Raw genomic sequence first — 22,762 nt, forward strand, 5'->3', positions numbered from 1 at the left:
GGGGTGTACGAACGGCCGCGTACAGTGTAAATCCCACCAAAAGCCACTGACCGCAAAAGCGACTTAGTGGCACAAGCAATACCTAAACGCCCTCTCAGGAATGGTCTGTCTCCTCAGGGACGGGAATAGCCTGCCGCCAACAGGTGGACGAGTCGATCTTCGGTGCCAGACGGCAGAGCCATCGTGCCGTGGCCTCGGCGTCGTCCCGCACGGAGACAGCGAGCAGGCTGAAAGGAGCCGTGGGCCACAGTTCGATGCACACCACGGGCCTGCCGGGCCGCACCGCCACGAAATCCTTTCCGCCGTGGTGGCCCCGCGTGCCGATGCACATCGCACCGGGAATCCAGACGCCGCGCTGAGCGACTCCGCGCAGGGCGCGCCACCAGTCGGGTTCCACCGTCACCCGGCACACCGCCGCCAGTAGCACGCGCACATTGCCGCGGCCTGCGGCCGCCTTCTCCCACCACGACAGACGTACGACGAGGTCGTCGCCCTTGACGAGGATCCGCGCCATCGTCATTCCCTCCCCTCCATGCTCGCTCCGGCTTCACCGCGGGGCCATAAGCGGGGACGTCCTGTCGGCACCGGATGGGAGGCACCCCAAATGCGGTCGGCGCCCCACGGCATTATGTCGGTGACGGGGAAGGCCGAGTGACGGTAGCGGAAGGCGGGGTCGGCGAGGAAGCCGGCGACGGTGGTGTCGGCTGCGGCCACGAGAGGGTTGGCGGTCATGGCCCCGCGCACTGGGACGCCCCGCAGGAATTCTCGGAGCGTGGCCTGCCCGCTCTCCGCAGTCGCTGAGGCGATCACGAACCAGCCGATGAGTACGAGCCAGATGCCGCTGAACACGGTCCCGAGGAAGACCAGGTACAGGCCCAGCACGCCAGACCACAGTGCAAGGCCCCACGCGCAGCTGACGTCACCGGGCGCAGCCGACGTCCAGTACTTCGATCACGTCACCATGGCGGGTGTAGACAAGCCAGCACCATTCACCGAACGCTGCGGCCAGCTCCGGGGCCTGTGGCTTCGGGGCCCGGGCCACAGCAGTGATGAGCGTGATGATCTCCTCATGTACATCGTCCGGGACGCCGAACAGCACGTTGGCAGCCTGTTCGATCAGTTTGACTTTCATTTCGCCCCCCGCGGACCGCAGGAGCAGCAAGGTAGGGCAGCTGTGTACTTGGCCCGTGCCTATGGACGACTACGACCAGAGTCCGTCATCGGTAGCAAGCCTCGCAAGGTGTTGGGGAGGCTACCTGGGCGAGCGGACGACTCAGCCCCGCTGGCATGGGAAAATGAACGCCTATATCCTAGAAAATTTCAGCCGGAGCCGCTGAAGGACCACTACCAGGACGTCGCTACCAGGTATCGCGACTTATGTGTGGATGAGTTGAGGCGGCGCCTGGCAGGGCATTGAGCGGTGCCGCCTTCCGGCTCGTGGTGGCGATGCCGGACCGCCGTCTAGTCGCGAACGGTGTTCGGCTGTCGGTGCCGCTGCGGCTCCTCACTGCGGGGCAGGAACTGCCGGGAAGCAGCCCGGGATGCCGCATGAACCGGAGCAAGGAGCAATCCCCATGAGGCTGAATTTTCTCGACTCCCTGTACGCCCGGCCGGGCCCGTACGCCTCCGTCTACGTGGACACCTCCCGGGACATCGACGACCCGGACAAGGCGATCGAGCTGCGCCGGCGCCACGCCCGCTCGGACCTGATCGAACTCGGTGCCGACCCGGCCACCGCCGGCGCCTCCGCCGATGCGGTCGGGACCGACGCCGACCTGCCCGGCCGCCACGGCCAGGCCCTCTTCGTCACCCACGGCGAACTGGTCCTCACCGAGGAGCTGCCGCAACCTCCACCCGTGGACAAGACCGGCTACGCCCTGCTTCCCGACGCCATGCCCCTGGCGCTGCAGCATGCTCCTGACATCCCCTACGCCGTCGCCCTCCTCACTCGCGTTGAACCCAAGGACAGCGACACCGCCTCCGGAGACCTGCAGGTAGAGCTGCAAACCGGGCGCTGGCCGAGCAGCTCCGTCGCCCCCCGTGCCCTCACCCACCGGCGCCTACCGATCCACCAGTGGCACCAGGAGGCCGGGCGGCTCGCCGGCGAGCTGACCCACCTCATGGACCTCGGCCACGCCGACACCTTCGTCGTCTGCGGGGACACCTGGGCCCGCGGCGTCCTGGTCAACCGCCTGCCCGCCCCGGTACGCAACCGCGTGGCCACCGTCCCCGGCAACGGACAGGACGTCGAGACCGGCCGGGCCCTGCTCGAGCCCCAGCTTGCTGGCCTCTTCCGCGACCGCCTCTCCGCCCACGACCGCGACCGGCTGGAGAGCTTCGCCGCCCAGCGCGCCCGTCATCCCGCTGGCGAGGGGCTGTCCGCCACCGTCGCAGCCCTGCAACGCGGCCAGGCCGACGCCCTCGTGGTCAACTACCCCGCCGAGGAGTGGCCCCCGCTCTGTATCGGTACCGCCCCCGACCAGATCGCCCTGTCCGCCGCCGACCTGCAAACTTTCGGTGCCACCGGCCACGAGAAGCAGCCCGCGGACGCCGCCCTGCTGTACGCCGCCGTTACCACCGGTGCTGAACTGATCGTCGTTGCCCGGGAGAAGACGCCTTTGGAGGACGGGATCGGCGTTCTCCTGCGCTACTGACTGGACTGAACGCGGGAGACTGAGGGGTGAGCGCCGGGTCGGCCACGCGGTAGGTCACGTTGGTGGGGGCGGGCTGGTAGGGCCGATTGGTGGGCCGCGCGCCGGGAGGTGCCGACGGCCGCCGGACCCTCAGGCGGAGCAGTCGCTCCGGTGCGGGCGCATCCTCGACCGCCTCCTGCACCACTGCGAAGTGATCTCAATCAACGGCCCCAGCTACCGATTGAAGAACCGCCTCAAGGCCATCGAGCGAGAGACCGAAGTCGCCTAACACCTCTGCACGTTCATCCGTACACACCTCTGCACTTCAGCTCGTACGCCGACAGGTGCACGTCGGGTGAAGGAGGACACCATGAATCACCCTGTGCTGGCGAGTGTCGACGGGTCCGCACGGAGTCTGTCGGCAGCCGACTGGGCGGCGCCGGAGGCAGCGCTGCGTGGCGTTCCACTGTGCCTCGTGCACGCCTCTCCACCGTTTCCGGGCACCGCCGTGCCGGCCCCGGCCGTGGACACGCTGCATCAGGTGGGCGAGCGAATGCTCCAGCGGGCGGTCGCCGACCTCAGCGCCCGTCACCCGGACATCGAGGTGCGAGGCGAGCATGCGGACGGCGCCCCCGCCGCGGCACTCCTTGCCGCGGCATGCCGTGCCGGACTCCTCGTCGTCGGCACCCGGGGGTCGGGCGGTTTCGGCGGTCTCGCGGTCGGCTCAGTGGCCCTGCGGGTGGCGGCGGCAGCCGCCTGCCCCGTCGTGTTGGTGCCCGAACGTCCCGCCGGCGCCTTCGGAGAAGGGACGCACGGGGCGGCGCTGCCCAGGTGGTGGTGGGGTTCGACGCGCACCACCCGGTCAGTGAGGCGGCGGACTTCGCGTTCTCGGCCGCTGAGGTGCGCAGAGCACGTCTCCGGGTGGTCCAGGCATGGGCTTCCCCTGCCGAGGCCGTGTCCCCCCACTTACCGTCTTCCTCGGCCCCGCAACGGGGTTCCCGGCCTCCGGGACCGGCATGACTTTGTCCCCCTGTCGTCGATGATCTGGGGGGTGGTGTCACCGGGCCACTGGTAGACCGCTGATTAGGGGCATGACCACCGACTCCCTCCGGGGGAGGTTGGGAGGCTCTTCGTAATGTGGATGCCGGCAGCTGGTGCCGCAGGTGAGGCCGGGACGGGTACGACCGAGGGACGCACGTGATCGACACCAGCGACATCGGCGCCTTCCTCGGCCCGGACGTCGGCAAAGGCGAGCACCACGCCACCGCGCTGACCCCGGCAGGGAAGAAGGCACTCGACAAGCGGCTGCCCAACAGCGAGCCGAAGCTGCGCGAGGTCTTCGCCAAGCTGCAGGCCAAGCACGGCACCGTGCTGGTGGTCGTCGACCAGCCCGCCTCGATTGGTGCCCTGCCGCTGGCCGTGGCCCGTGATGCAGGCTGCAAGGTCGCCTATCTGCCAAGCCTGACCATGCGGCGAATCGCCGACCTCTATCCCGGCGAGGCCAAGACCGACGCCCGCGACGCGTTCATCATCGCGGACGCCGCCCGCGCCATGCCGCACACGTTGCGGTCCATCGAGCTCGCCGACGAGACGATCGCCGAGCTGGAGATGATCGTCGGCTTCGACGACGATCTCGCCGGTGAAGCGACCCGCATCAGCAACCGGCTTCGCGGTCTGCTCACCCAGATCCATCCGTCGCTGGAGCGGGTGCTGGGCCCGCGGATCCAGCACCCGGCGGTGCTGCTGATCTCCAAAGGTTCGGCTCTCCCGCCCAGCTGAGGAAGGCGGGACGCCGTCGGCTGGTCAATCTGATACGGGCCAAGGCCCCGCGGATGGCCTAGCGCCTGGTCGACGACACCTTCACGGCACTCGACGAACAAACCGTCGGCGTGCCCGGAACCGACGCCGCGGCCCTGATCGTCCCCAGCCTCGCCGATCAACTGAAATCCGTGCTTGACCAGCCAAACTCCTCGCCACCCGAATCGAGGAACTGCTGGAGGACCACCCTCTTTCGAAGGTCCTGACCTCCATGCCGGGGATCGGGGTCAGGACCGGAGCACGCATCCTCATCGACGTCGGCGACGGCAGCACCTTCCCCACCGCCGGACATCTGGCCTCCTACGCCGGACTCGCCCCGGCGACCAGGAGTTCGGGCTCCTCCATCCGCGGTGAACAGCCCTCCCGCAGAGGCAAAAAGCAGCTCAAACGGGCCTTCTTCCTGTCCGCGTTCGCCGCCTGGCCGACCCCGCCTCGCGGGCCTACTGCGACAAGAAGATCAGCCAGGGCAAGCACCACACCCAAGCCCTCCTCTGCCTCGCGAGACGACGAGCCGACGTGCTCTTCGCGATGCTCCGCGACGGCACCTTCTACGACCCCCAACCCGCCCCCACGGGTTGACGAAACCCATAGGGGCACCCCCCCGGATGCTGGTGGTGACCGAGGAGGACCGCGCAACGTGGGAGGATCAGGAGGTCCTGCGGCTCTCCGATGCGTTGCGCGCGTGGCAGGAGAAGTACCCGGGGGTGACGGTCCGCACCGATGTCGTGCTGCTTCACCCTGCGGAAGTGCTCTTGAACACATCTCGGGGAGCGGACCTGCTCGTCGTGGGTCGCCGCGCCGGTCCGCAGGCGGCCGAGAGCTGCCTGCGGCCGGTCGCCCACGCCGGACTGCACCACACCCGCTGCCCGTGGCGGTGGTGCCGCACGTCGGCTGACGGCGGACAGGCAGGCCGGCGGCGATCCGCGGCGTGCCCAGGCGGTCAGCCGAAGAACACCTCGAACTCGTCGTACAGCGACGGGTCGACCCTCTTGGCCGTCGCGGTGGCGTCGGCGAGGGGAAGACGAATGATCTGCGTGCCGCGCAAGGCCACTATCACGCCGAAGTCACCGTCCTTCACGGCATCGATGGCGTGCAGCCCGAAGCGTGTGGCCAACCACCGGTCGAAGGCGCTCGGCGTGCCGCCGCGCTGGATGTGCCCAAGGACCGTGGTGCGGGCATCCTTGCCGGTGCGTTGCGAGATCTCCTGGGCCAGCCACTCGCCGATGCCGGACAATCGCACATGGCCGAACTCGTCCACCGTCTGGTCCTTGAGGATCATCTGGCCCTCTTTGGGGACGGCCCCTTCGGCCACCACGACGATCGGGGCGTAGTTGATCTTGAATCGGCTCTCCACCTGCTCACAGACCTGGTCGATGTCGAACGGCCGCTCCGGGATGAGGATCGCGTTGGCGCCGCCCGCGATGCCGGCGTGCAGGGCGATCCACCCGGAGTGCCGCCCCATCACCTCCACCACCAGGGTGCGCATGTGCGACTCGGCAGTGGTGTGGAGACGGTCGATGGCCTCGGTGGCGATGCCGACGGCGGTGTCGAAGCCGAAGGTGTAGTCGGTGCCGGACACGTCGTTGTCGATGGTCTTCGGCACGCCGACCAGATGGAGCCCCTGACGGCTCAGCTCGGTGGCCACGCCGAGCGTGTCCTCGCCGCCGATCACGACGAGTGCGCCCACGTCGTGCGCGGCCAGGGTCTCCCGCACCCGTCGCGCCCCGTCCTCATGCCTGAGCGGGTTGGTGCGGGAGGAGCCGAGGATGGTTCCGCCGCGGGGGAGGATCCCGCGCACACTGGAGATGTCCAGCGGCACGACATTGCCCTGGAGCGCACCGAGCCAGCCGTCTCGCAGTCCGACGAAGTCGAAGGCGTACTCCTGGATGCCCTTGCGGACGATGCTGCGGATCACGGCGTTGAGGCCGGGACAGTCACCGCCGCCGGTCATGACTCCCACCTTCATGGCTTCCTCCCTTCCGCCGGTCACCCCACCCGGTCGCGGTCCTCTCGGCGATCGAAGCCGCCGTCGGGGGGCAAGGATCATCTCCCTCCAGCCTCCCCCCATTCGATCCGCAGTGACCACTCCACGGACCCTCGCAAGGCATCCAGGCCAGCAGGTCGAGCGCGAGCTGCACGATCTCCAGCCAGATCTGGTTCTGTGCGAAGCCGTGCAGGGGCAGATTGCGCAGGCCGGAGTCGCGGGCGGCGCGGATGCGGTCCTCGGCGCGGGCCCGCTGGCGGTGCCGCAACTCCAGCAGGGCGATCGGGGTGTGCTTGGTGTTGGTGGCAAACGCGGTGAGCCGCATCCCGTCGGCGTCGGTGAGGCGCAACTGCGCGCCGGGGGGCGGGCGTTCCTTGCGAACGATCAGCCGAATCCCTCTTGGCCAGTCCTTGAGGACGTTCCAGTCGAGTTCGGCGGTCCAGGCACCGTCGCGGATCTCGCCGTCCGGTTCGAATGCGGGCATCCAGGCGGAGGCCGGCACCTTGAGGACGGCTTGGTGGATGGCATCGGTGATGGTCATGCCGACCGAGTACGACAGCCAGCGCCCGCGCTGGGCGAGCCAGGCCACAAACTCGTGGGTGCCGCCGCCGGAATCGGTGCGGATCAGGGTGCGGTGCCCGCGCCGGTACTTCTTCGGTAGCTGGGCCAGGGCCAGGCGGGCGGCGTCGATGTGGTCGGCGGCGGACCGTGCTCGGCAGGTCACGCAGCCGCTGGCGCAGTTCACGGAACGTGGCTTCATCGCCGCGTTCGCGGGCTCTGCGCATCGCGTAGTAGACCCTGTGGTATTTCGGGTTCGATGCCCGTCGGGCACCTCGGATGTATTCCGGGATGAGTACGTTCTCGATGAAACTGTCCAGCTTGTGCAGGTAGATGTTGGACAGGACCGGGGAGGCAATGCCGCCCTGTGGAACGCGACGTCCCATCTGGACTTCCCCTCCCGGATCCCTCGATCCGATTGTCAGGGGTGTCCACGCTCAAGGGACAACCTCAGACGACCGTGTCGCGGGCGGCCTCCAGAGCGATGGTGAAGCCGGCCCGATCGGGGTCGCAGCCAGATATTGTTTCCACCGCGGTCACCATGACCGAGCGCAGGGCCTGGTAGAGGGTGAGTAGTCCCCACATCTCCTGGATGAGGCCCGCCGGGTCCTTCGAACGTAATATTCGGCCTTTGAGCAGGGTGTGACGGAGCGCCAGGTAGGTGATCTCGATTTCCCAGCGCTCGTGGTAGAGACGCACCAGGTGGTCGGCGGTGCGGTGGTCGCCGAGCGTGGTCAGCAGGCGGTAGGTGCCGCCGAAGACGCCGCCGTCAGCGGTGCGGGAGCGGACCTCGGCCTCGATCACCCGGAGCGGGAGGCCCCCGATCCGGGTCAGGTATGAGCCGTCGGGCAGCAGCGCCAGCACCGGCGGGCGTCGGACGCTTGTGGCGCGTATCAGGAACTGAGCCCCCTGAGCTGCGATGTCTGCCAGCAGTTCGTTGCTGTCGAAGGCACGGTCCGCCAGGAGAAGCATGTCCGAGGTCAGGTGGCCGACCAGGTCGTGGGCGTAGTCGGTCTCGCCCTTGGTGGCGGGACCGAAGACAGCTCCGATCAGGCCGCGGGTGCCGGTTTCGCACAAGGTCATGAGCATCAGCCGGGGGTAGCCCCCCGGCCCGTAGCGGCGTTCGACGCGGCCGGGCCAGGACCGGTTGCGCTCGTGGTCGGGGACGGACAGGCTCCCGCAGCCGTCGAAGGCGACCGTACGCCAGCGGCGGTAGCGCACTCCGGGTGTGGACGGCTGGGCCAGCGGGCCGGCCAGCACGTCGAACAGCCGCTTGAGCGGGGCCACGCCGACCCGCCGACGCAGATCGCGAAGTGCCTTCTCCGGCGGTTGCGGCACTCTGGCGGCCAGTCCGGCCACAAGCTTGCCCCACACCAGCCCGGCGCCCAGATGCTCGAACAGCCCGAGCGCGAGCACGAAGTACACCCCGACGTGAGAGGGAAGGCTTCAGTCGTCGCTCGCGAGCCCCGCTCTCGTCCAGTACCGCATCCACCAACTCGGGCGGGATGACCTGCGTTAACTCACCGATATGACCAGGCGCGAACACGTCATCGGTTCCGCCCGTGACAGACTGAGCCACTGGGCCTCTGCTTTCTCAGGAAGATCTTGGTCGATCCCCTGGATAGCAGAGGCCCGCATCCCGCCCACGCTTGACACCGCCGCTGAGCTCTTAACTTCGTGGCATTGATCCAGCATCACGCGGTGGCAAGCCCCCGGATCCCGCCCGGACCACAAGGACCGGGCGGCGAGGGCCTGGACGCCGCCCGCGCCCGCGGCGCCCGGCTCGGCCGCCGCCAGCCATGACGGACGAGCAAAGTCCGGCACGCCCGCGACCTGCTCACCCGCCCCGAGAACACCGTCGCCTCGATCGCGAAGCTCCTCGGCGTCTCCCGCAACACCATCTACAAGTACGTCCCGGAACTGATGGGCGGTCGAACCGCGCTCGCCGAGGCTACGGCCACACCCGTGCTGCCTCGGCCCGCGCAGCCAACCGAGTCCCGAGGCATGTCGGCCTCACTCCGGGGCCGCACTCCGGTTGCCCTCCTCATGGACCTGTCGGACCGTCGAGGAGGTAGGGAGCGACGAAGCCCCGGTAGGCGTACCTGCGATCGGCGGGCAGGTCCTTCCAGCCGGTGATCCGGCCGCGGCACAGGACTGTCCCGCACCGGCACCGAGCCGGGAAGTGCTCAATGGTGTAGTTGCGCATCGCGTAGTCAAAGGTGATCTCCTGGCCGGTCATGATGGGGCGGCGGGCGAGCAGGTCATGAGCCCCGGACGCGTTGAGCCCGATGCCGCAGTTCGGGTCGCATGAGTGGTTCACCTTTGGCATCAGACCGCCGTGCCGGACGAAGCGATTCCAGCTGATCTGGGAGGCGTGGGCATCGTTGCGGTCGAGCTCGGCCTCGATGACACCGGCCAGAACTAGCTCTCCCGACCGGAAAGGGCGCGTGGCGAACACCCCGGCCCCTTTGCCCGCGGATTCCCGAAGCTCTACCCCCGGGCCCCGGACCGTCGCCCCCAGCGCAGTCGGCAGCGGAACTGCAGAGTATTCACGGTTCATGAAAAAGCCCTTCGGTCGGTCGGGCGGAGCACTGCGCGAGGCCGGAGCGGCAGGTCGAGCCGCCGGGGCGACACCGGAGCTCTACCAGAGCGCAGGTACACGACACACAACCGCACCAGCCTCCCGCACACCAGGCGGATACCGGCCTGAGCATTCCAAGCCACCCGGGAAGCTTTCCCGGGCGGCTGCCTGCGGGCCGTCCCGTCCCCGCCTCGCGGCTCTGCGAATCCGGCAGATCGAGGCCGCGAGTGGACGTGCCACCGTTCGGGTGACAATGTCCGGCCCCGCGGCGGGTGTCGACACTGGGCCTCCTCATGCGTGGCGCGGAATCTCGCCGTCTCGGGGAGTGGTACGCGGGTACGGGGCCGGCGGTTCAGCCAGAGGTTCGGTGGGGGCGTACCGGGCCGCTATGGGCGTTGTTCCGCCCCCGGTGCCTGAAGGGCGTGCCTGGAGGGCGTGCCTGGAGGGCGTGCCTGGAGGGACCCCAGGGCGATGGGGTGCGCACATGCACACACCCCGGTGCCGGGTGCCTCGCAGGCGGCTGAACTCGGGCAAGGGGATGCGCTTGGCGGTTGTCGCAAGGCTGCCTGGTACCGGGTTTGCCCAGGTGTGAGGGACCGGCCCGGTCGGCCCTGTACGGAAGGGCCCGACGGGTTTTCACTGGAAAGTGACGGTACGGGAAACGCGCGAGAACGCGCGCCTCGAGCAGGGAGGACGCTGTGCGGGCGACCTTCGTTCTGGGACGGATCGCGGGGGTCCGGGTCGGGGTCCACTGGAGCGTGCTCTTCATCTTCGTCCTCATCGCCCTGGGCCTGGCACAGGGCCGCCTGCCGCAGGCGTACCCGGGCCTGCCCCAGGGGGTCTACTGGGCGGCCGGCCTCGCCGCGGCGGTTGTCTTCTTCGCCTCGCTCCTCGCCCACGAACTGGCCCACGCCGTGGTGGCACGGCGCAACGGCGTCGACGTGGACGACATCGTCCTGTGGTTGCTCGGCGGAGCGGCCCGGCTGAAGTCCGAGGCGTCCAGCCCGTCCGCCGAGCTGAAGATCGCGGGCGTGGGCCCGCTCGTGAGCATCCTCCTCGGAGGATTCTTCGTGCTCGCCACCTGGCTGCTCGGCCTGTCCTCCGCGCCCGGGCTCGTGGTCGAGGTCGCGGCGTGGCTGGCCGGGATCAATGTGCTGCTCGGGGTCTTCAACGCCATCCCGGCCGCACCCCTCGACGGCGGCCGGCTGCTGCGTGCCTACCTGTGGTGGCGTACGGGAGACCGGCTGCGGGCGACCGTCCGGGCGACCGCGGCGGGACGGGTCTTCGGATGGATGCTCGTGGCACTGGGGCTGGTCTGGTTCATGCGGAGCGGCACGCTGAGCGCGCTCTGGCCCGCGCTCATCGGCTGGTTCCTCGTCGCGGCCGCCACCGCGGAGGGCCAGCAGGCGCAGGTGCGCCAGGTACTCGCCGGCATTCCGGTCCGCAACGCCATGACTCCGGACCCGCTCACCGTGCCCGCCGGCCCGACGGTCGCGGCCTTCCTGAAGGACCCGCAGTACCGCTACCGGCACTCGGCGTTCCCGGTGACCACCGACGACGGCGCCCCGCTCGGGCTGATGACGCTGGACCGCGCCCGGAAGGTGCCGGGGGACCAGAGCGGCGCGGTGACGGTGGGCGAGGTGATGGCGCCGCTGTCACAGATCACTGTCGTGGGCCCGGACGACCCTCTTGCGGACCTGTTGCCGCGCATGGAGCCCGGTGCCGAGAACCGGGCCCTGGTCGTGGAGGACGGCCGGCTGGTCGGCATCGTCTCGCTGTCGGACATCAGCCGTACGGTGACGTGGCTGTCGAATACCGCGACGCGGCTGCGCGTCGGCTGATGACCGGGGCACAGTCGGCACTGGCCGTGGCTCGCGGGCCCGCCCGGCGGGAGGAGAGAGCCCCGAGGAGAACCCTGAGAAGAGCCCCGAGAAGAGCCCCGACGAGAACCCCGAGGAAAACCCCGAGAAGAGCCTCAAGGAGAGCCCTCAGGAGAAAACCATGAAGCAGCATCCGGACCCGCCGGACGGAGAGCCGGAGGCGACGGCGACGAACGCGGCGGCACAGGGGGCGGCGGCGCGGAAGGCGACGGCGCGGGAAACGGCAGCCGAGGACGCGGCTACGGAGGACTCGGCTACGGAGGACTCGGCGGCGAAGTACGCGGCTACGGAGGACTCGGAGGCGCAGGTACTCGCGGCAGCTCAGGTGCTCGCGGCGGCGCAGGAGGCGGCAGCCCTGCACGAGGCGCACCGTGCCGCGCCGCACGATGCCGCTCCGCACGATACGGCCGCCCCGGAAGCCCTGACGCAGAAGGACACGGCAACAGCGGCGGTCAAGGCGGCGACGCAGACGGCGAAGGCGATGGCCCAGGCGATGACGCAGAGGGTCCAGGTGGCGGCGGAGAGGGCCCGTGCGGCGACGCAGGCGACGACGCCGGTGACGACGCAGAAGGTCGCGACCGTCATGCGGACCACCGTCTACTCGATCGCTCTCGACGAGACGGTCCTCATGGCCTGGGAGCTGATGGAGCGCTCCGGCGCCCGTCACCTTCCGGTCGTACGCCCCGACGGCCACTGCGCCGGCCTGCTGAACCGGGCCGAGCTGGCGGTCGCCTGCGCGGCACCGGCCTCCTCGCTGTCCCGCCTGCGGGTGGGCGATCTGCTGCGCCACCGTTCCGCGATCGTTCAGGCCGAGCAGACCGTGGGCCAGGCAGCCAACCTCATGCGCTACACCCGGTGCGACGCCCTGCCGGTGATGGGAGAACAGGGCCGCCTCATCGGCCTGGTCACCGCGGCCGACATCGTCGCGGCCATCGCGGGCCACCCGTCGTGGGAGGAACCGACGGGCCCGCCGCCCCCGATCCCGTACCCGGTGATGCCGGGCCTCCTGCCTCGCCGGCGCACGACGGGCACGGCGGTCCCGTGAAGCGCCCGCCCGGCGCGGACACCGGGCGCGAGGGGCCGGCGGGCAGCGAGGGACCGGCTGGAGGCTGAGCGAGGGACCGTCGGTCAACGGGGGACCGGCTGGGAGCTAATCGTCGGCGATGCGGACGACGGCGAGCGTGATGTTGTCGGGCCCGCCCGCGGCGATGGCGGCCTTCCACAGCTCGAAGGCGGCGCGGCCGTCGTCGTACTCGCGCAGGAGGCCGTCGACAGCGTCGTCCGGCACCGGATCGGTGAGACCGTCGGTGCAGATGAGGTACCGGTCACCGGGCGACAACGACGCGGCCGTCACATGAGGGACGACGGCACGGTAGTGCGGGGTGCCGCCGAGGCACTGCGTCACCAGCGAGGTGGTGCGCCGCCCGGGCGCGGGCCGCGGGCTGTCGTCCACGCTCACCTGCCGCAGCCCGCCCCGCGGTGCGGCGAACACCCGGCTGTCGCCCACGTTGAACGCCAGCAGCGACTCGGGCAGTACGACAGCGCCCGCGACGGTGGTGCCCATCATCGTGAGCTCACTGCCTCCGTCGCCGCCCTTGGCATCGGCAGCGGCGTAGACCGCGCGGTTGCAGGAGTCGAGGGCGTCGCGGACGGCGTCCTCCCTGCTCAGGGTGGGACCGATCGACGCGAGCCGGCGGACGACCAGCGCACTGGCCACCTCGCCGCCGGGGTGCCCGCCGAGCCCGTCGGCCACCGCGACGACCAGGGGCGTACCCAGCGGAAACACCAGCGTCTGCGGATTCTCGGTGACGGTGGCACACAACGTCCACGGCCCGACGACCAGGCTGTCCTCGTTCTTGTCCCGCAGCAGCCCGGGATGGCTCAACGCACTCACAGCGACATACGACACCGAAGGCCACCGCCCTCCGGCCGACCGGCCTGCACCCCGGCCGGGCTACGTTTCCGAGTCTAGGCCCGCTTCAGATGCCGCGTGAGCTGCTGAAGCCTGGACCAAGGCCCGAGGGTCGGTGCCGTCGCCGGGGGAAGGCGCGTCAGCCGTTGCCCGCGGCGTAGGCGACGAAGGCGGTCCAGGCGTCGGCCGGGACGGTGAGTTCGGGGCCCGGGGCCGGAAGCTTGGAGTCGCGTACGTGCACGGTGTCCTGCGGGCCGGTATGGGCCACCTCGAGGCAGGCGCCGCCCTGGCTGTCGCTGTAGCTGGACTTGAACCATTCGTGCCGATCACTCATAGCTCACCCGCCGACTTCCTGATCAACGCGGCCGACTCCTCGGTGTTGAGAGCCTGCATGCGGATCATCCCATGCATTTCGGTCAGCGACGGTTTCCAGGAGTACGAAGGAGCCGTTGAGTGCGAGGCCCGCGCACTGTCCGAAGCGCAGAACCTGGACCGACACGTTCCGCAACTCGCCAACGTGCACAAGGTGACTGAGCTGACCCTTCATGGCTTCCCGGCCTCCAACCAGCGTATGCAGGACAGCCTCGTAGACGACGAAGCCGTACACCGTCTGCGTGCGGCACGTCAGCGCTTCCTGTCGTCCCAGCCGGGCCCGTACCCGCTCTTCCACCGTCTCGTCGTCGAGCGGAGGGCAACTGCCGCTGATCAGCGCACGCGCGTACTGCTCGGTCTGCAAGAGGCCGGGGATGAGCAGGGGCTCGTACCAGTGAACGGCGATGGCCTCGGCCTCAAGGGTCATGAACTCCTGCGAACGCGCCGGAAATGGCTCCGGCTTGAGGGTACCCCTTGGTCGCCTCCAGCTTGCCGCTCGCCCGGCACATCTGGTCGGCGACCTGGAGGAGCCGGAGCGTGGGGCGGCGGCGGCCGTTCGCCATGGACTTGACGTACTCGTAGTTGTAGTTGGCCTCCTTGGCGAGATCCTCACGGCGTACGCCGGCCTCGGCGCGCCAGTGCTTGATCTGGCTGCCGCAGTAGCGCCATGCGATCGGCGGCTGGGAGTTCCCCTCGGCCATCGCGCCCACCCTTCCCCCAGGTCACAGCGGGTACAGCCACGCTCTGTACCCGCGTCGCGACTGATGAGGCTAGGCGGGAACCGGCAGTCTCAGCCGGGTAATTGACGAAGAATCACCCTCGAGGACCCAAGCGCATGGCGATGCCCGGAGACGACTCCGCCCCCGCCCTCCCGCCCCGGCTCCCCGGGCACGGTGCCGCAGGTGCCCAGCCCCGGGACGTGGAGTGGCGCCTGCCGCGTCACGCGAGAAGCGTGGGCCGGGCCCGAACGCTCCTGCGCGAGCAGGCCGCGTCGTGGACGATCCCCGGCGACGTGACCGAGACGGCGGTGCTGCTGCTCAACGAGTTGGTGACGAACGCGTACCGCCACGCCAAAGTCTCACCGGGCGTGAGATCCGGGCTCGTTGCGTCCTGGAGGACGGCAGTCTGCGCATCGCGGTCACGGACGCGAACGAGGCGCTCCCGCAGCCGCGCCGGCCGAGCCCGGACGACGAGTCGGGCGGCCGCGGTCTGACCCTGGTGGCCGCGCTCGCGGACGAGTGGGGCGCGGAACCACGGGCCTGCGGCATCGGAAAGACGGTGTGGTTCCTGCTCGCGGTGAAGCCGTAGCGGTTCGTGCCCGCAGTGAAGTCGGCGGCACTCGGCGCCCCACCGGTACGGGCGGTGCGGCGCCCGGCAGGTGCGGTGTGCCACGGTGCGGATCACGGGCCCGTAATACGCCGGAAAGAAACGGGCGGGGTACCGCAGGCCGCACGGATCCCGGCGGCGAGCGCGGCAGCGGCGTGGTGGTGTCCAGTGAACCGGGCAGCTTGTCCGGGGCGTTGTCCGGGGCGTTGTCCGGGGCGTTGTCCGGGCGTTGTCCGGGGCGCAGACGACGCGCATGGTCGTCGTCCCCTTCGCGGACGGTTGTGGCGGTCAGACGGTCATCCAGCCCAGGACCGGGGTGGACTGCAGATAGATGATCAGCGCGAACCCGGCCAGCAGGCCGAGACTCCAGCCGAGCACCCTGCGGAAGATGGTGCTCTCGCTGCCGGCCATGCCGATCGCCGCGGCGGCGACGGCCAGGTTCTGCGGCGAGAGCATCTTGCCGAGGACGCCGCCGGTGGAGTTGGCGGCGGCGAGGAGTACCGGATTGAGTCCGGTCTGGTGCGCCGCGGTCACCTGGAGCACTCCGAAGAGCGAGTTGGCCGAGGTGTCGGAGCCGGTCAGCGCGACTCCCAGCCATCCCACGATCGGGGAGAACAGGGCGAACGCCGTGCCGGTCTGGGCCAGCGCGGTACCCAGGGTCACGGTCTGGCCGGAGAGGTTCATGACCCAGGCCAGCGCGAGCACGGACGTCACCGTGACGACGGTCCAGCGCAGCTGGTGCAGCGTCGCGCCGTATGCTCTCACCGCCCGGCCGGGGCCCACCCGGTAGAGCGCCATCGTGAGCAGGCCGGCGATCAGCAGTACGGTGCCCGCGGCCTTCAGGTGCTCCAGCTTGAAGGTCATGGCTCCGGCGGGCTGGCCGGTGGGGGACTCGACGTGCAGACCGGGCCAGGTGAACTGAACGACGCCGTGGGCGGCCAGCCACTCCTTGACCGGGCCGATCTGGGTGAGCGCGAAGAGGGCGACGATGATGATGTACGGGGCGAAGGCCATGAGCGCGCTGCCCTCGCCCGTCTCCAGACGCTCTTCCTCCCGCCCTGCTGCTTCTTCCCGCCCCGGTCCTTTTCCCCGCCCCGGTCCTTTTCCCCGCCCCGGCCCTTCCTCCCGCCCCGATCCGTTACCTTCGCTCACGCCACCCGAGCGGCCTGTTGCGTCGAGGGCGCCCGGAGAGGCGGCACCCACGGCCGCCGTCTCCGTGACGGCCGACACCGGCTCATCGGGCTGGACCGCGTCCGGCTGCCAGACCCGCAGAAAGCCGAGGACCGTCACGAGAGCGACGACGCCCGCGATGATGTCGGTGACCTCGACGCTGACGTAGTTCGCGGAGACGAACTGGGCGAGCGCGAAGGCCAGGCCCGCGACCACTGCGGCCGGCCAGGTCTCCCGGACGCCCCGGCGCCCGTCGAGCAGGAACACCAGCACGAGCGGGATGAAGGCGGCAATCAGCGGGGTCTGCCGTCCGGCCATCGCACCGAGATCGTCGAGCGGCAGGCCCGTCACACCGGCCAACGTGATCAGCGGCACCGCCATGCTGCCGAACGCGACCGGCGCGGTGTTGGCCACCAGCGCCACGGTTGCGGCCCTGAGCGGGGCGACACCGACCGCGACCAGCATGACCGCCGTGATGGCGACCGGGGCACCGAAGCCCGCCAGCGCCTCGATCAGCGCGCCGAAACAGAACGCGATCAGGATGCCTTGGACCCGCTGGTCGGACGAGACGGTGCGAAACGACCGCCGCAACACCGCGAACCAGCCCGTGATCTCAGTCAGCCGGTAGATCCACAGTGCGTTCACCAGGATCCAGAGGACCGGAAACAAGCCGTAGAAGCCGCCTTCGGCCGCGCCGGAGAGGGCCTGCGACACGGGCATGTCCCACACGAGCACGGCGAGGGTGAGCGCGAGCACCAGCGCGACGACCGCGGCGATCTGCGCCTTGACCCGGAAGGCGCCGAGCAGCACGAACATGGTCAGCAGGGGTACGGCCGCGCACAACGCGGACCAGTACAACGAGCCGGCCAGCGGGTCGAGGACCTGGCGGTACATGGAACCTCCCGGAGCGGCGATCCCGCCGCCTGGAGCAGTAAAGAGGTTCGTTGTCTCGTAAGACAAGTGCTCGTGCGTCGATACCCTCGGCGGCCCGCGCCTGAGTCGGGATGAAGCGGCCCTCCTGGTGCGGCCGGGCCTCGACGGAGCGTAACTGTGGTGACGTCAGGTGCAGGCGGCGGTGTTGAGGTCGCTGACCTCGGCAGGCGCCCGGCTGGGTTCTTCCACGGCCTCGGGAGCCCTGTTGAGCTGAAAAGCCCCCTGGACACGGACCCTCGGCGACCCCCTCGCCATCTGAACCGGCGTCAACTGCATCCGGGAACCGAATGCGCCGCCCAGGCCGGACGCATCGCCAGAACCTGCCTCGAACAACGCGTCTACGCCATCACCACCGACTGCCTTATTGATCCGAAACTCAATCGGTTCTATTCGAGGATGTATCGGACGTGGGGGCCGCCGAAGTAGCCGCGGATGTTGTGCGGCTGGCGTTGGCGCCGGTGGAAGAACCTGCGGGTTTCGGTGGCGAGTTGAGCCTGGTCACGGGCCCGGCTGTGCATGGGCAGACTCCGTTTGAGGTCGGCGTTGACCAGTTCGTCGGGGTTCAGCTCGGGTGAGTATGACGGCAGGAAGTGCAGTTCGATCCGGTCGGGGTGGGCGGCGAGCCAGGCGCGGACCTTGCGGGAGCGGTGCGCGGAGTGGCCGTCCAGGACGAGGTGGACCTTGTGGGTGAAGTGGCCCGCGAGCCGGTCCAGGAAGCGGCACATCACGTCGGCGTCGAAGGTCTCGGTGAACACCATGAAGTGCATCCGGCCCTTCGTGCTGATCGCGGACATCGCGTTCACCGAGAACCGGTTGCCCGAGCGGCGCACGACGGGGGTGCACCCCCTGGCGCCCCAGGTACGGCCGGTGACCTGGTCGGAGCGGATGCCGACCTGGTCGGCGAAGAGCACCTCGCCGCCCTCGGCCTTCGCCTCCGCCTGGATCGCCGGCCACGTCTCCTCCCGCCAGACGCGGACCGATTCCGCGTCCTGCTCGACGGCCCGCTTGTCCGGACGCTGGAACGACAGGCCCCAGCGACGCAGAGCTTGCCCACCCCCTGCTCTGTCAGGCGCACCCGGTACAGCTTCGCGATGAGCTCGCCCACCTGGCCGCGCGTCCACAGTTGCCCGGCCAGTCCCAGGTCGCACGGCTGGTATTCGAGGATGGCCTGCCGCACCGCCTGCTGTTCGGCCTGCGACAGCGCCTGATGCTCCCCAACGCGCCGCCCGCGGGGACGGGCCGCCAATGCCTCGCGCCCGCCGGCCAACCACTTCGCCCACCAGCCGTCCACCGCCTTGAGCGAGACCTTGAACATCGCCGCGACGTCCTCGCGATCCCGGCCCTCGACCAGCGCGGCCACCGCCCGCATCCGCAACGCTTCCTGCGCCGACGGCGACAAGTGCTGTGCGTCCCCCACCAGTTCACTCACACAGCGATCAACGACCCAGAACCGCTACCGTTTCGGATCAATATAAATCGGACTCAATGTCGAATCCCTCGGCGGTGGTGTTCCTGTGCGCTTTCCTGACGACGCACTCAAGGACGTTCTCATGGGGCGGCAGCGTGAAGGTGGTCGATGTCTGGTCGTAGAACCGGTAGACCCACAGCGACTCCTGCTTCACCGTCCCAGCCGCAGCGTCGAGAGGGTATTGATGCTGGTCCCCCTGCAGCAGCTCGTAGTTATCATCGGTAATCAGTCACAGCAGAGACCCCTGGAACTGATAGAAGAGCAGATCGCCGTCTCCCCCACCCGCACATGGGTGGAACCGCGGTTGAGCCCGTAAAACGGGTCGTCCACCGCGGTGTTGATACCGGCCGCCAGCCCGACGTATCCTTTTATATAGACGATCGGAAATCTATGCATGTGATACCTCTGGCTGAACTTTTCACGCATGAGCGGAAAAGAGATACCCGAAAAGTCGCGAATGTTGATCGGTCTGATCCGGCTGTCACCCGTCCGACGGCAAGGCCCAAGGCCGGGGCTTGGGCATGAAATCGCTATGAGAGCTCGTAAGACGATCTTGTTGAGGGGTGCTGGTCGGGCGTGATCGGTGTGACGATTCGGCCGTTCGGGAAGGTGTTGCTGGAGAGAGATCATCCGGGAGAGAGACGCCCCGGACTCAGGCCCGGGGCGTTCCTCGGACTCACTGGATCGGGGAGTCGGGCGGGGGGAGTTGGATGGTGCGCTCCCGGTCGACGGATTCGACGCCGTCGACCGCCTCCAGGGCCGGTATCCGGTCCTCCACGACGGTGCCGGAGAGCGTGCCGAGGATCGGCTGCTCGCCCGTGACCGTCAGCCCGGCCCGCCGCAAGGCCTCGACCACTTCCGCGAACCGGTCGGGGTCGACCGCGAGGATGACCCCGACCGGCGCGGACTGGGACGACTCGCTCACGGCGCCTGGAGCAGACCTGAGCCGACGTCCCTGACAGGCTGCGTCAGCGGGAACGCACCGGACAGCAGACTGGCCATGTGATCGGCCGCGGATGCGTTGGGGTTCGCCTGGGCGAGCAGCGCGAGGACACCCGCGACGTGCGGCGTGGCCATGCTGGTGCCGCTCAGGTTCTGGTACCCGCCGCCAGGGGCAGCCGAGCGCACATCCCTGCCGGGCGCGGCGATGTTGACCTCGCCGCCCTGGCCGTTGATGCCGCCGTTGGAGAAGAACGACGGTGTGAGCGCCTTGTCGAGCGCGGCCACCGCGAGGATGGAGGGGCAGTTGGCGGGCCGGCTGACGGGCTCGATGCGCGGGGGCCGACCGCTGTCGTTGCCCGCAGCGGCGACGATCACCGTCCCGCGCTCGAGCGCGCGCTGGGCCAGCATCTCGTACGTCTGCGGGAAGAGCTCACCCGGCCGGACCGGCGCGCCGAGCGACATGGAGATCACCCGCGTGCCGCGGGCGACGGCCCAGGCCATGCCCGCCAGGATCTGGCCGTCGGTGCCGCTGCCCGCGTTGCTGAGCACCTTCGCCGCGAGGATCCGAGCGTCGCAGGCCACGCCGTAGCGGGGCCCCTGCTGGGGGTTGGCCGGACCGGCAGCGGTGCCGATGCAGTGCGTGCCGTGGCCATTGCCGTCCTCGACGGTCTCGCCGGGCACGAAGGAGACCGTCGCCTCGATGCGCCCGGCCAGGTCCGGGTGGTCGGTGTCCACGCCGGTGTCGAGGACGGCGATCTTCACATCGCGTCCGGTCAGTCCGGACAGGTTGGCCCGGACCGCCTGCAGGCCCCAGGTCCACTTCTGCTCGTCCCAGGCCGCGCCCTGGGACGCGGCGGCTTCGGCCTGGGACTGGCGGGCGACCACTTCCTCGTCACTGCGGTAGGCCGGGAAGAACTCGGTCGGCGCCTGCTGCGGGGCGGTGATCGGCAAGGCGTAGACCATGCGCTCCGGCTCCGCCGCGATGATCGAGGATTCCGCCTCGGCCGTGGTCACCAGCGCGTGGCGCTTCTCGGGCCGCACCTCGACGACGGCGGCGCCGAGTTCCTCGAAGAGTACCGAGACGTCGGGGCGCTCGAGGAGTTCGGCGACGTTCGCGGCCTCGGTTCCTCGGACACGTTCGACGGGCGCGATGTCGGCGGACGAACGCAGTGCGTTCAGTCCGCTCTCCTGGTTACTCGGGTCGAGCAGGACCACGTACCGACCGGTGTACTCCGTACGTTGGCCCGTGACGGGGCCATTGGGCCGATCGGGCTGCTCGCCAAAGGCGCGCCTGTCCATGGGTCCGTTCGCCATTGAAATTCCCGCTTTCTGTGTGCTTCTGCCGGTTCGTGGACGCGCATCGATTCACGGAGTGTCAGGCGCCAAGGATGGTGGGGCGCGGTTCAGTCGTATATCGACGCGTAGTGCCGTCGCCAGGCAAGACTGTCCCCTGCTAGGCCGTCGGCATTGCCCCCTCGCACACCGTCGCACTGGGCACGGAGGCCCGCAACACGGCGCCGCCACCCGTGGCAGGAGAACGCCGAACCCGCCACCCGGTGTTTCCGGAGAAGCCACTGTTCATTCCGAACTGTCAATCCCCTCGGAATCGGACTGCGGAGACTTTCCTATTATGACGAGAGGGATGCCGCGCGGTTTCCCTGAGCGTCCAAGGACTCCGTAAGCCGGGCTAACGCCGCTCCTTAACCCGAGAGGGAAGACCGCAAGAGATCCGTCAACTAAGGGAGGAAATAGAAAGAAAATTTAGTCCTTCCTGAACCAACGCCTCTGGGGCGTAAGCCTCCGATACCACGGCCCTCGGAGCTCCTGTGTCAACCGATCCAGCTCTTTGAGTGAGCCTTTCTCATCCTGGGGCGCAGGGCTGATGACGGGCTGTGCTGGTAGCGCGTGACGTGACAGGGCTCCTGGCCGTTGCGCTGGTGATTCCACTCGCCAACCGCTTCGACACAGGAGCCTTGTTGGTCCCCTATCGTGCCATGCTCGACATCCCGCACGAGATCGTCGAGCACGTCTCCTGGCTGATCTACGCCCGAAGGCGTGACCGGCGCTCGCGCTGGCGTCGTCTGACTTGTTTCCAGCAGGCCCTGCTGGTCCTGGTCCACCTGCGCACGAACGCCACGCTCGCCGAACTCGGCAGGGGCTTCAGTGTCTCCACCGCCACGGCCGGCCGCTACGTCACCGAGACCGTCGACCTCCTCGCCGAGCACGCGCCCACGCTCCGAGACGCCCTGCGGAAGCCGCCCACGGAGGGCTTCGTCATCCTGGACGGCACCCTGATCGCCACCCACCGCGTGAAGGCGGATGAGTCCTACTGCTCGCAAAAGCACAGGCGGCACGGGATGAACGTGCAGGTCATCGCCGCACCGGACGGCACCGCGCTGTGGTTCTCCCGCGCGCTGCCCGGCCGGACCGCCGACATCACCGCGGCCCGCGCGCACGGGGTCGTCCAGGCGTGCCTGTCCCGCATGGTCCTCGTCCTGGCCGACAAGGGTTACCAGGGGGCCCACGGTACCGTCCGTACCCCGTACAAGGGCCGCGATCTTCCGCAGCAGTACCGGCAGTTCAACCGCGACCACGCCCGCCTTCGCGCACCGGGGGAACGGGCTTTCGCCCGCCTCAAGCAGTGGCGCATCCTCCGCAAGGCCCGCTGCAGCACCAGCCGCATTGGACGCACCGTGGCCGCGGTTCACGCCATCGAGATCGCCTGGCGGTCAGGATGAAAAAGGTTCAGTGGAAGGGTGTCGCAGTCGCGGTCTTCTCGGCGCGGTAAGGCAACGGGGCACGCCAATGTTGCTGATTCGACCGTCGCCCAAAGGCGCAGCACCTGGCACTGAGCTTGTTGTTTAACCTCGGCGGTTCACCTGACCCGCTGATGTTTGGTTCCTGGGCCTGACCCCGAATCCTGGACACGTCTATGCGGCTCCAGTCAGCGTAGTTGATGTTGTGTGGAAGGTGTTCTCGTAGTCGATCGGGCTGCGTTGTCCGAGTCGGGAATGCCGGGGTGTTGTAGCGGTGGAGCCAGCGGAACGCCACGAGGCGAGCTTCACGCTCGCTCGTCCAGCCCTTTTGGCCCTAAGACCGTGTCCTATGTGGTGAGGCGGAGCAGTCGCTTGTAGCAGCACAGGGCTGCGGCGAGTCCGAGAAAGGCCAGGTAGTTGCGGGGGTCG

20 protein-coding genes and 4 pseudogenes are annotated in these 22,762 nt (G+C 69.1%); 9 read left to right on the plus strand and 15 right to left on the minus strand.

Annotated features, from left to right (window positions below; genetic code table 11):
- Positions 1-94: 94 nt before the first annotated feature.
- The 3 genes from ABZV31_RS36900 to ABZV31_RS36910 are packed head-to-tail and all read right to left on the minus strand — an operon-like array spanning position 95 to position 1,132.
- Positions 95-520 carry a hypothetical protein gene (locus ABZV31_RS36900; RefSeq protein ID WP_355901210.1) on the minus strand — a complete coding sequence of 142 codons (426 nt, stop codon included), beginning with the start codon at positions 518-520 and terminating at the stop codon, positions 95-97.
- Positions 517-882, minus strand: coding sequence for a hypothetical protein (locus ABZV31_RS36905; RefSeq protein WP_355901211.1), 366 nt, complete (start codon positions 880-882; stop codon positions 517-519). Before ABZV31_RS36905 ends, ABZV31_RS36900 begins: the two co-directional genes overlap by 4 nt.
- Positions 883-919: 37 nt before the next feature.
- Positions 920-1,132: a hypothetical protein gene (locus tag ABZV31_RS36910; RefSeq protein WP_355901212.1), complete on the minus strand. Its 213-nt coding sequence runs from the start codon at positions 1,130-1,132 to the stop codon at positions 920-922.
- Positions 1,133-1,574: 442 nt separating this feature from the next.
- Here ABZV31_RS36910 and ABZV31_RS36915 point away from each other — a divergent pair, with 442 nt between their 5' ends.
- The 4 genes and pseudogenes from ABZV31_RS36915 (at position 1,575) to ABZV31_RS36930 (ending at position 5,030) form a co-directional block, all read left to right on the plus strand.
- The gene (locus tag ABZV31_RS36915; protein WP_355901213.1) at positions 1,575-2,654 is read left to right on the plus strand and encodes a hypothetical protein; all 1,080 of its coding nucleotides are present in this window, start codon (positions 1,575-1,577) and stop codon (positions 2,652-2,654) included.
- Between the two features lie 160 nt (positions 2,655-2,814).
- A pseudogene (locus ABZV31_RS36920) lies at positions 2,815-2,922 on the plus strand (ATP-binding protein); the annotation flags it as partial.
- An 81-nt stretch (positions 2,923-3,003) separates the two neighbouring features.
- Positions 3,004-3,708: a universal stress protein gene (locus ABZV31_RS36925; RefSeq protein ID WP_355901214.1), complete on the plus strand. Its 705-nt coding sequence runs from the start codon at positions 3,004-3,006 to the stop codon at positions 3,706-3,708.
- A gap of 122 nt (positions 3,709-3,830) precedes the next feature.
- Positions 3,831-5,030 (plus strand): annotated as a pseudogene (locus ABZV31_RS36930) (IS110 family transposase).
- A gap of 361 nt (positions 5,031-5,391) precedes the next feature.
- Here the strand turns inward: ABZV31_RS36930 and ABZV31_RS36935 are convergent.
- The 3 genes and pseudogenes from ABZV31_RS36935 to ABZV31_RS36945 form a co-directional block, all read right to left on the minus strand.
- Positions 5,392-6,417, minus strand: a complete 1,026-nt coding sequence (locus ABZV31_RS36935; protein ID WP_355901215.1) for a 6-phosphofructokinase — start codon at positions 6,415-6,417, stop codon at positions 5,392-5,394.
- A 136-nt stretch (positions 6,418-6,553) separates the two neighbouring features.
- A pseudogene (locus tag ABZV31_RS36940) lies at positions 6,554-7,141 on the minus strand (transposase); the annotation flags it as partial.
- Positions 7,142-7,443: 302 nt separating this feature from the next.
- Positions 7,444-8,418, minus strand: coding sequence for a transposase (locus ABZV31_RS36945; RefSeq protein ID WP_355901216.1), 975 nt, complete (start codon positions 8,416-8,418; stop codon positions 7,444-7,446).
- Between the two features lie 408 nt (positions 8,419-8,826).
- On the opposite strand from ABZV31_RS36945, the gene ABZV31_RS36950 reads away from it, so the two are divergent.
- Positions 8,827-9,129, plus strand: coding sequence for a hypothetical protein (locus ABZV31_RS36950; RefSeq protein WP_355901229.1), 303 nt, complete (start codon positions 8,827-8,829; stop codon positions 9,127-9,129).
- Here ABZV31_RS36950 and ABZV31_RS36955 read toward each other — a convergent pair.
- Complete coding sequence (locus ABZV31_RS36955; RefSeq protein WP_355901217.1) at positions 9,038-9,451, minus strand: SET domain-containing protein-lysine N-methyltransferase; 414 nt, start codon at positions 9,449-9,451, stop codon at positions 9,038-9,040. The two genes, ABZV31_RS36950 and ABZV31_RS36955, sit on opposite strands and share 92 nt — an antisense overlap.
- Before the next feature lie 821 nt (positions 9,452-10,272).
- Between ABZV31_RS36955 and ABZV31_RS36960 the strand changes: the two genes are divergently transcribed.
- Together ABZV31_RS36960 and ABZV31_RS36965 are read left to right on the plus strand one after the other, a co-directional pair.
- Positions 10,273-11,415, plus strand: a complete 1,143-nt coding sequence (locus ABZV31_RS36960; protein ID WP_355901218.1) for a site-2 protease family protein — start codon at positions 10,273-10,275, stop codon at positions 11,413-11,415.
- Between the two features lie 160 nt (positions 11,416-11,575).
- Positions 11,576-12,499 (plus strand): CBS domain-containing protein, encoded by a 924-nt coding sequence (locus tag ABZV31_RS36965; protein WP_355901219.1) that lies wholly within the window; start codon positions 11,576-11,578, stop codon positions 12,497-12,499.
- A gap of 105 nt (positions 12,500-12,604) precedes the next feature.
- Here the strand turns inward: ABZV31_RS36965 and ABZV31_RS36970 are convergent, their stop codons facing one another.
- The 4 genes from ABZV31_RS36970 to ABZV31_RS36985 form a co-directional block, all read right to left on the minus strand.
- Positions 12,605-13,363: a PP2C family serine/threonine-protein phosphatase gene (locus tag ABZV31_RS36970; protein ID WP_355901220.1), complete on the minus strand. Its 759-nt coding sequence runs from the start codon at positions 13,361-13,363 to the stop codon at positions 12,605-12,607.
- A gap of 142 nt (positions 13,364-13,505) precedes the next feature.
- Positions 13,506-13,700 carry a DUF397 domain-containing protein gene (locus ABZV31_RS36975; protein ID WP_355901221.1) on the minus strand — a complete coding sequence of 65 codons (195 nt, stop codon included), beginning with the start codon at positions 13,698-13,700 and terminating at the stop codon, positions 13,506-13,508.
- Between the two features lie 3 nt (positions 13,701-13,703).
- A complete protein-coding gene (locus ABZV31_RS36980) occupies positions 13,704-14,165 on the minus strand; it encodes a DUF5753 domain-containing protein (RefSeq protein WP_355901222.1) in 462 nt (153 codons plus the stop codon).
- Positions 14,155-14,439 (minus strand): helix-turn-helix transcriptional regulator, encoded by a 285-nt coding sequence (locus ABZV31_RS36985; protein WP_355901223.1) that lies wholly within the window; start codon positions 14,437-14,439, stop codon positions 14,155-14,157. Before ABZV31_RS36985 ends, ABZV31_RS36980 begins: the two co-directional genes overlap by 11 nt.
- Before the next feature lie 292 nt (positions 14,440-14,731).
- On the opposite strand from ABZV31_RS36985, the gene ABZV31_RS36990 reads away from it, so the two are divergent.
- Positions 14,732-15,046, plus strand: a complete 315-nt coding sequence (locus tag ABZV31_RS36990) for an ATP-binding protein (protein WP_355901224.1) — start codon at positions 14,732-14,734, stop codon at positions 15,044-15,046.
- A gap of 306 nt (positions 15,047-15,352) precedes the next feature.
- On the opposite strand, the gene ABZV31_RS36995 is transcribed toward ABZV31_RS36990, so the two are convergent.
- The 4 genes and pseudogenes from ABZV31_RS36995 to ABZV31_RS37010 form a co-directional block, all read right to left on the minus strand.
- Positions 15,353-17,128: an L-lactate permease gene (locus ABZV31_RS36995; RefSeq protein ID WP_355901225.1), complete on the minus strand. Its 1,776-nt coding sequence runs from the start codon at positions 17,126-17,128 to the stop codon at positions 15,353-15,355.
- Between the two features lie 425 nt (positions 17,129-17,553).
- Positions 17,554-18,536 (minus strand): annotated as a pseudogene (locus tag ABZV31_RS37000) (IS630 family transposase).
- A 775-nt stretch (positions 18,537-19,311) separates the two neighbouring features.
- The gene (locus ABZV31_RS37005; RefSeq protein WP_355901226.1) at positions 19,312-19,560 is read right to left on the minus strand and encodes a hypothetical protein; all 249 of its coding nucleotides are present in this window, start codon (positions 19,558-19,560) and stop codon (positions 19,312-19,314) included.
- Positions 19,557-20,792: a S8 family serine peptidase gene (locus tag ABZV31_RS37010; RefSeq protein WP_355901227.1), complete on the minus strand. Its 1,236-nt coding sequence runs from the start codon at positions 20,790-20,792 to the stop codon at positions 19,557-19,559. The genes ABZV31_RS37005 and ABZV31_RS37010 overlap by 4 nt, the downstream gene beginning before the upstream one ends.
- A gap of 761 nt (positions 20,793-21,553) precedes the next feature.
- Between ABZV31_RS37010 and ABZV31_RS37015 the strand changes: the two genes are divergently transcribed.
- Positions 21,554-22,315, plus strand: coding sequence for a transposase family protein (locus tag ABZV31_RS37015; protein ID WP_355901228.1), 762 nt, complete (start codon positions 21,554-21,556; stop codon positions 22,313-22,315).
- The last annotated feature ends 447 nt before the right edge of the window (positions 22,316-22,762 follow it).

This window comes from Streptomyces sp. NPDC005202 (assembly GCF_040608235.1).
Classification (GTDB): Bacteria; Actinomycetota; Actinomycetes; order Streptomycetales; family Streptomycetaceae; genus Streptomyces.

Excerpts from the sequence above, each read along its gene's own strand:
- ABZV31_RS36900 (WP_355901210.1), bottom strand. The coding sequence starts at position 520 with ATGACGATGGCGCGGATCCTCGTCAAGGGCGACGACCTCGTCGTACGT.
- ABZV31_RS36910 (WP_355901212.1), bottom strand. The coding sequence starts at position 1,132 with ATGAAAGTCAAACTGATCGAACAGGCTGCCAACGTGCTGTTCGGCGTC.
- ABZV31_RS36915 (WP_355901213.1), top strand. The coding sequence starts at position 1,575 with ATGAGGCTGAATTTTCTCGACTCCCTGTACGCCCGGCCGGGCCCGTAC.
- ABZV31_RS36925 (WP_355901214.1), top strand. The coding sequence starts at position 3,004 with ATGAATCACCCTGTGCTGGCGAGTGTCGACGGGTCCGCACGGAGTCTG.
- ABZV31_RS36935 (WP_355901215.1), bottom strand. The coding sequence starts at position 6,417 with ATGAAGGTGGGAGTCATGACCGGCGGCGGTGACTGTCCCGGCCTCAAC.
- ABZV31_RS36965 (WP_355901219.1), top strand. The coding sequence starts at position 11,576 with ATGAAGCAGCATCCGGACCCGCCGGACGGAGAGCCGGAGGCGACGGCG.
- ABZV31_RS36975 (WP_355901221.1), bottom strand. The coding sequence starts at position 13,700 with ATGAGTGATCGGCACGAATGGTTCAAGTCCAGCTACAGCGACAGCCAG.
- ABZV31_RS36980 (WP_355901222.1), bottom strand. The coding sequence starts at position 14,165 with ATGACCCTTGAGGCCGAGGCCATCGCCGTTCACTGGTACGAGCCCCTG.
- ABZV31_RS36985 (WP_355901223.1), bottom strand. The coding sequence starts at position 14,439 with ATGGCCGAGGGGAACTCCCAGCCGCCGATCGCATGGCGCTACTGCGGC.
- ABZV31_RS36995 (WP_355901225.1), bottom strand. The coding sequence starts at position 17,128 with ATGTACCGCCAGGTCCTCGACCCGCTGGCCGGCTCGTTGTACTGGTCC.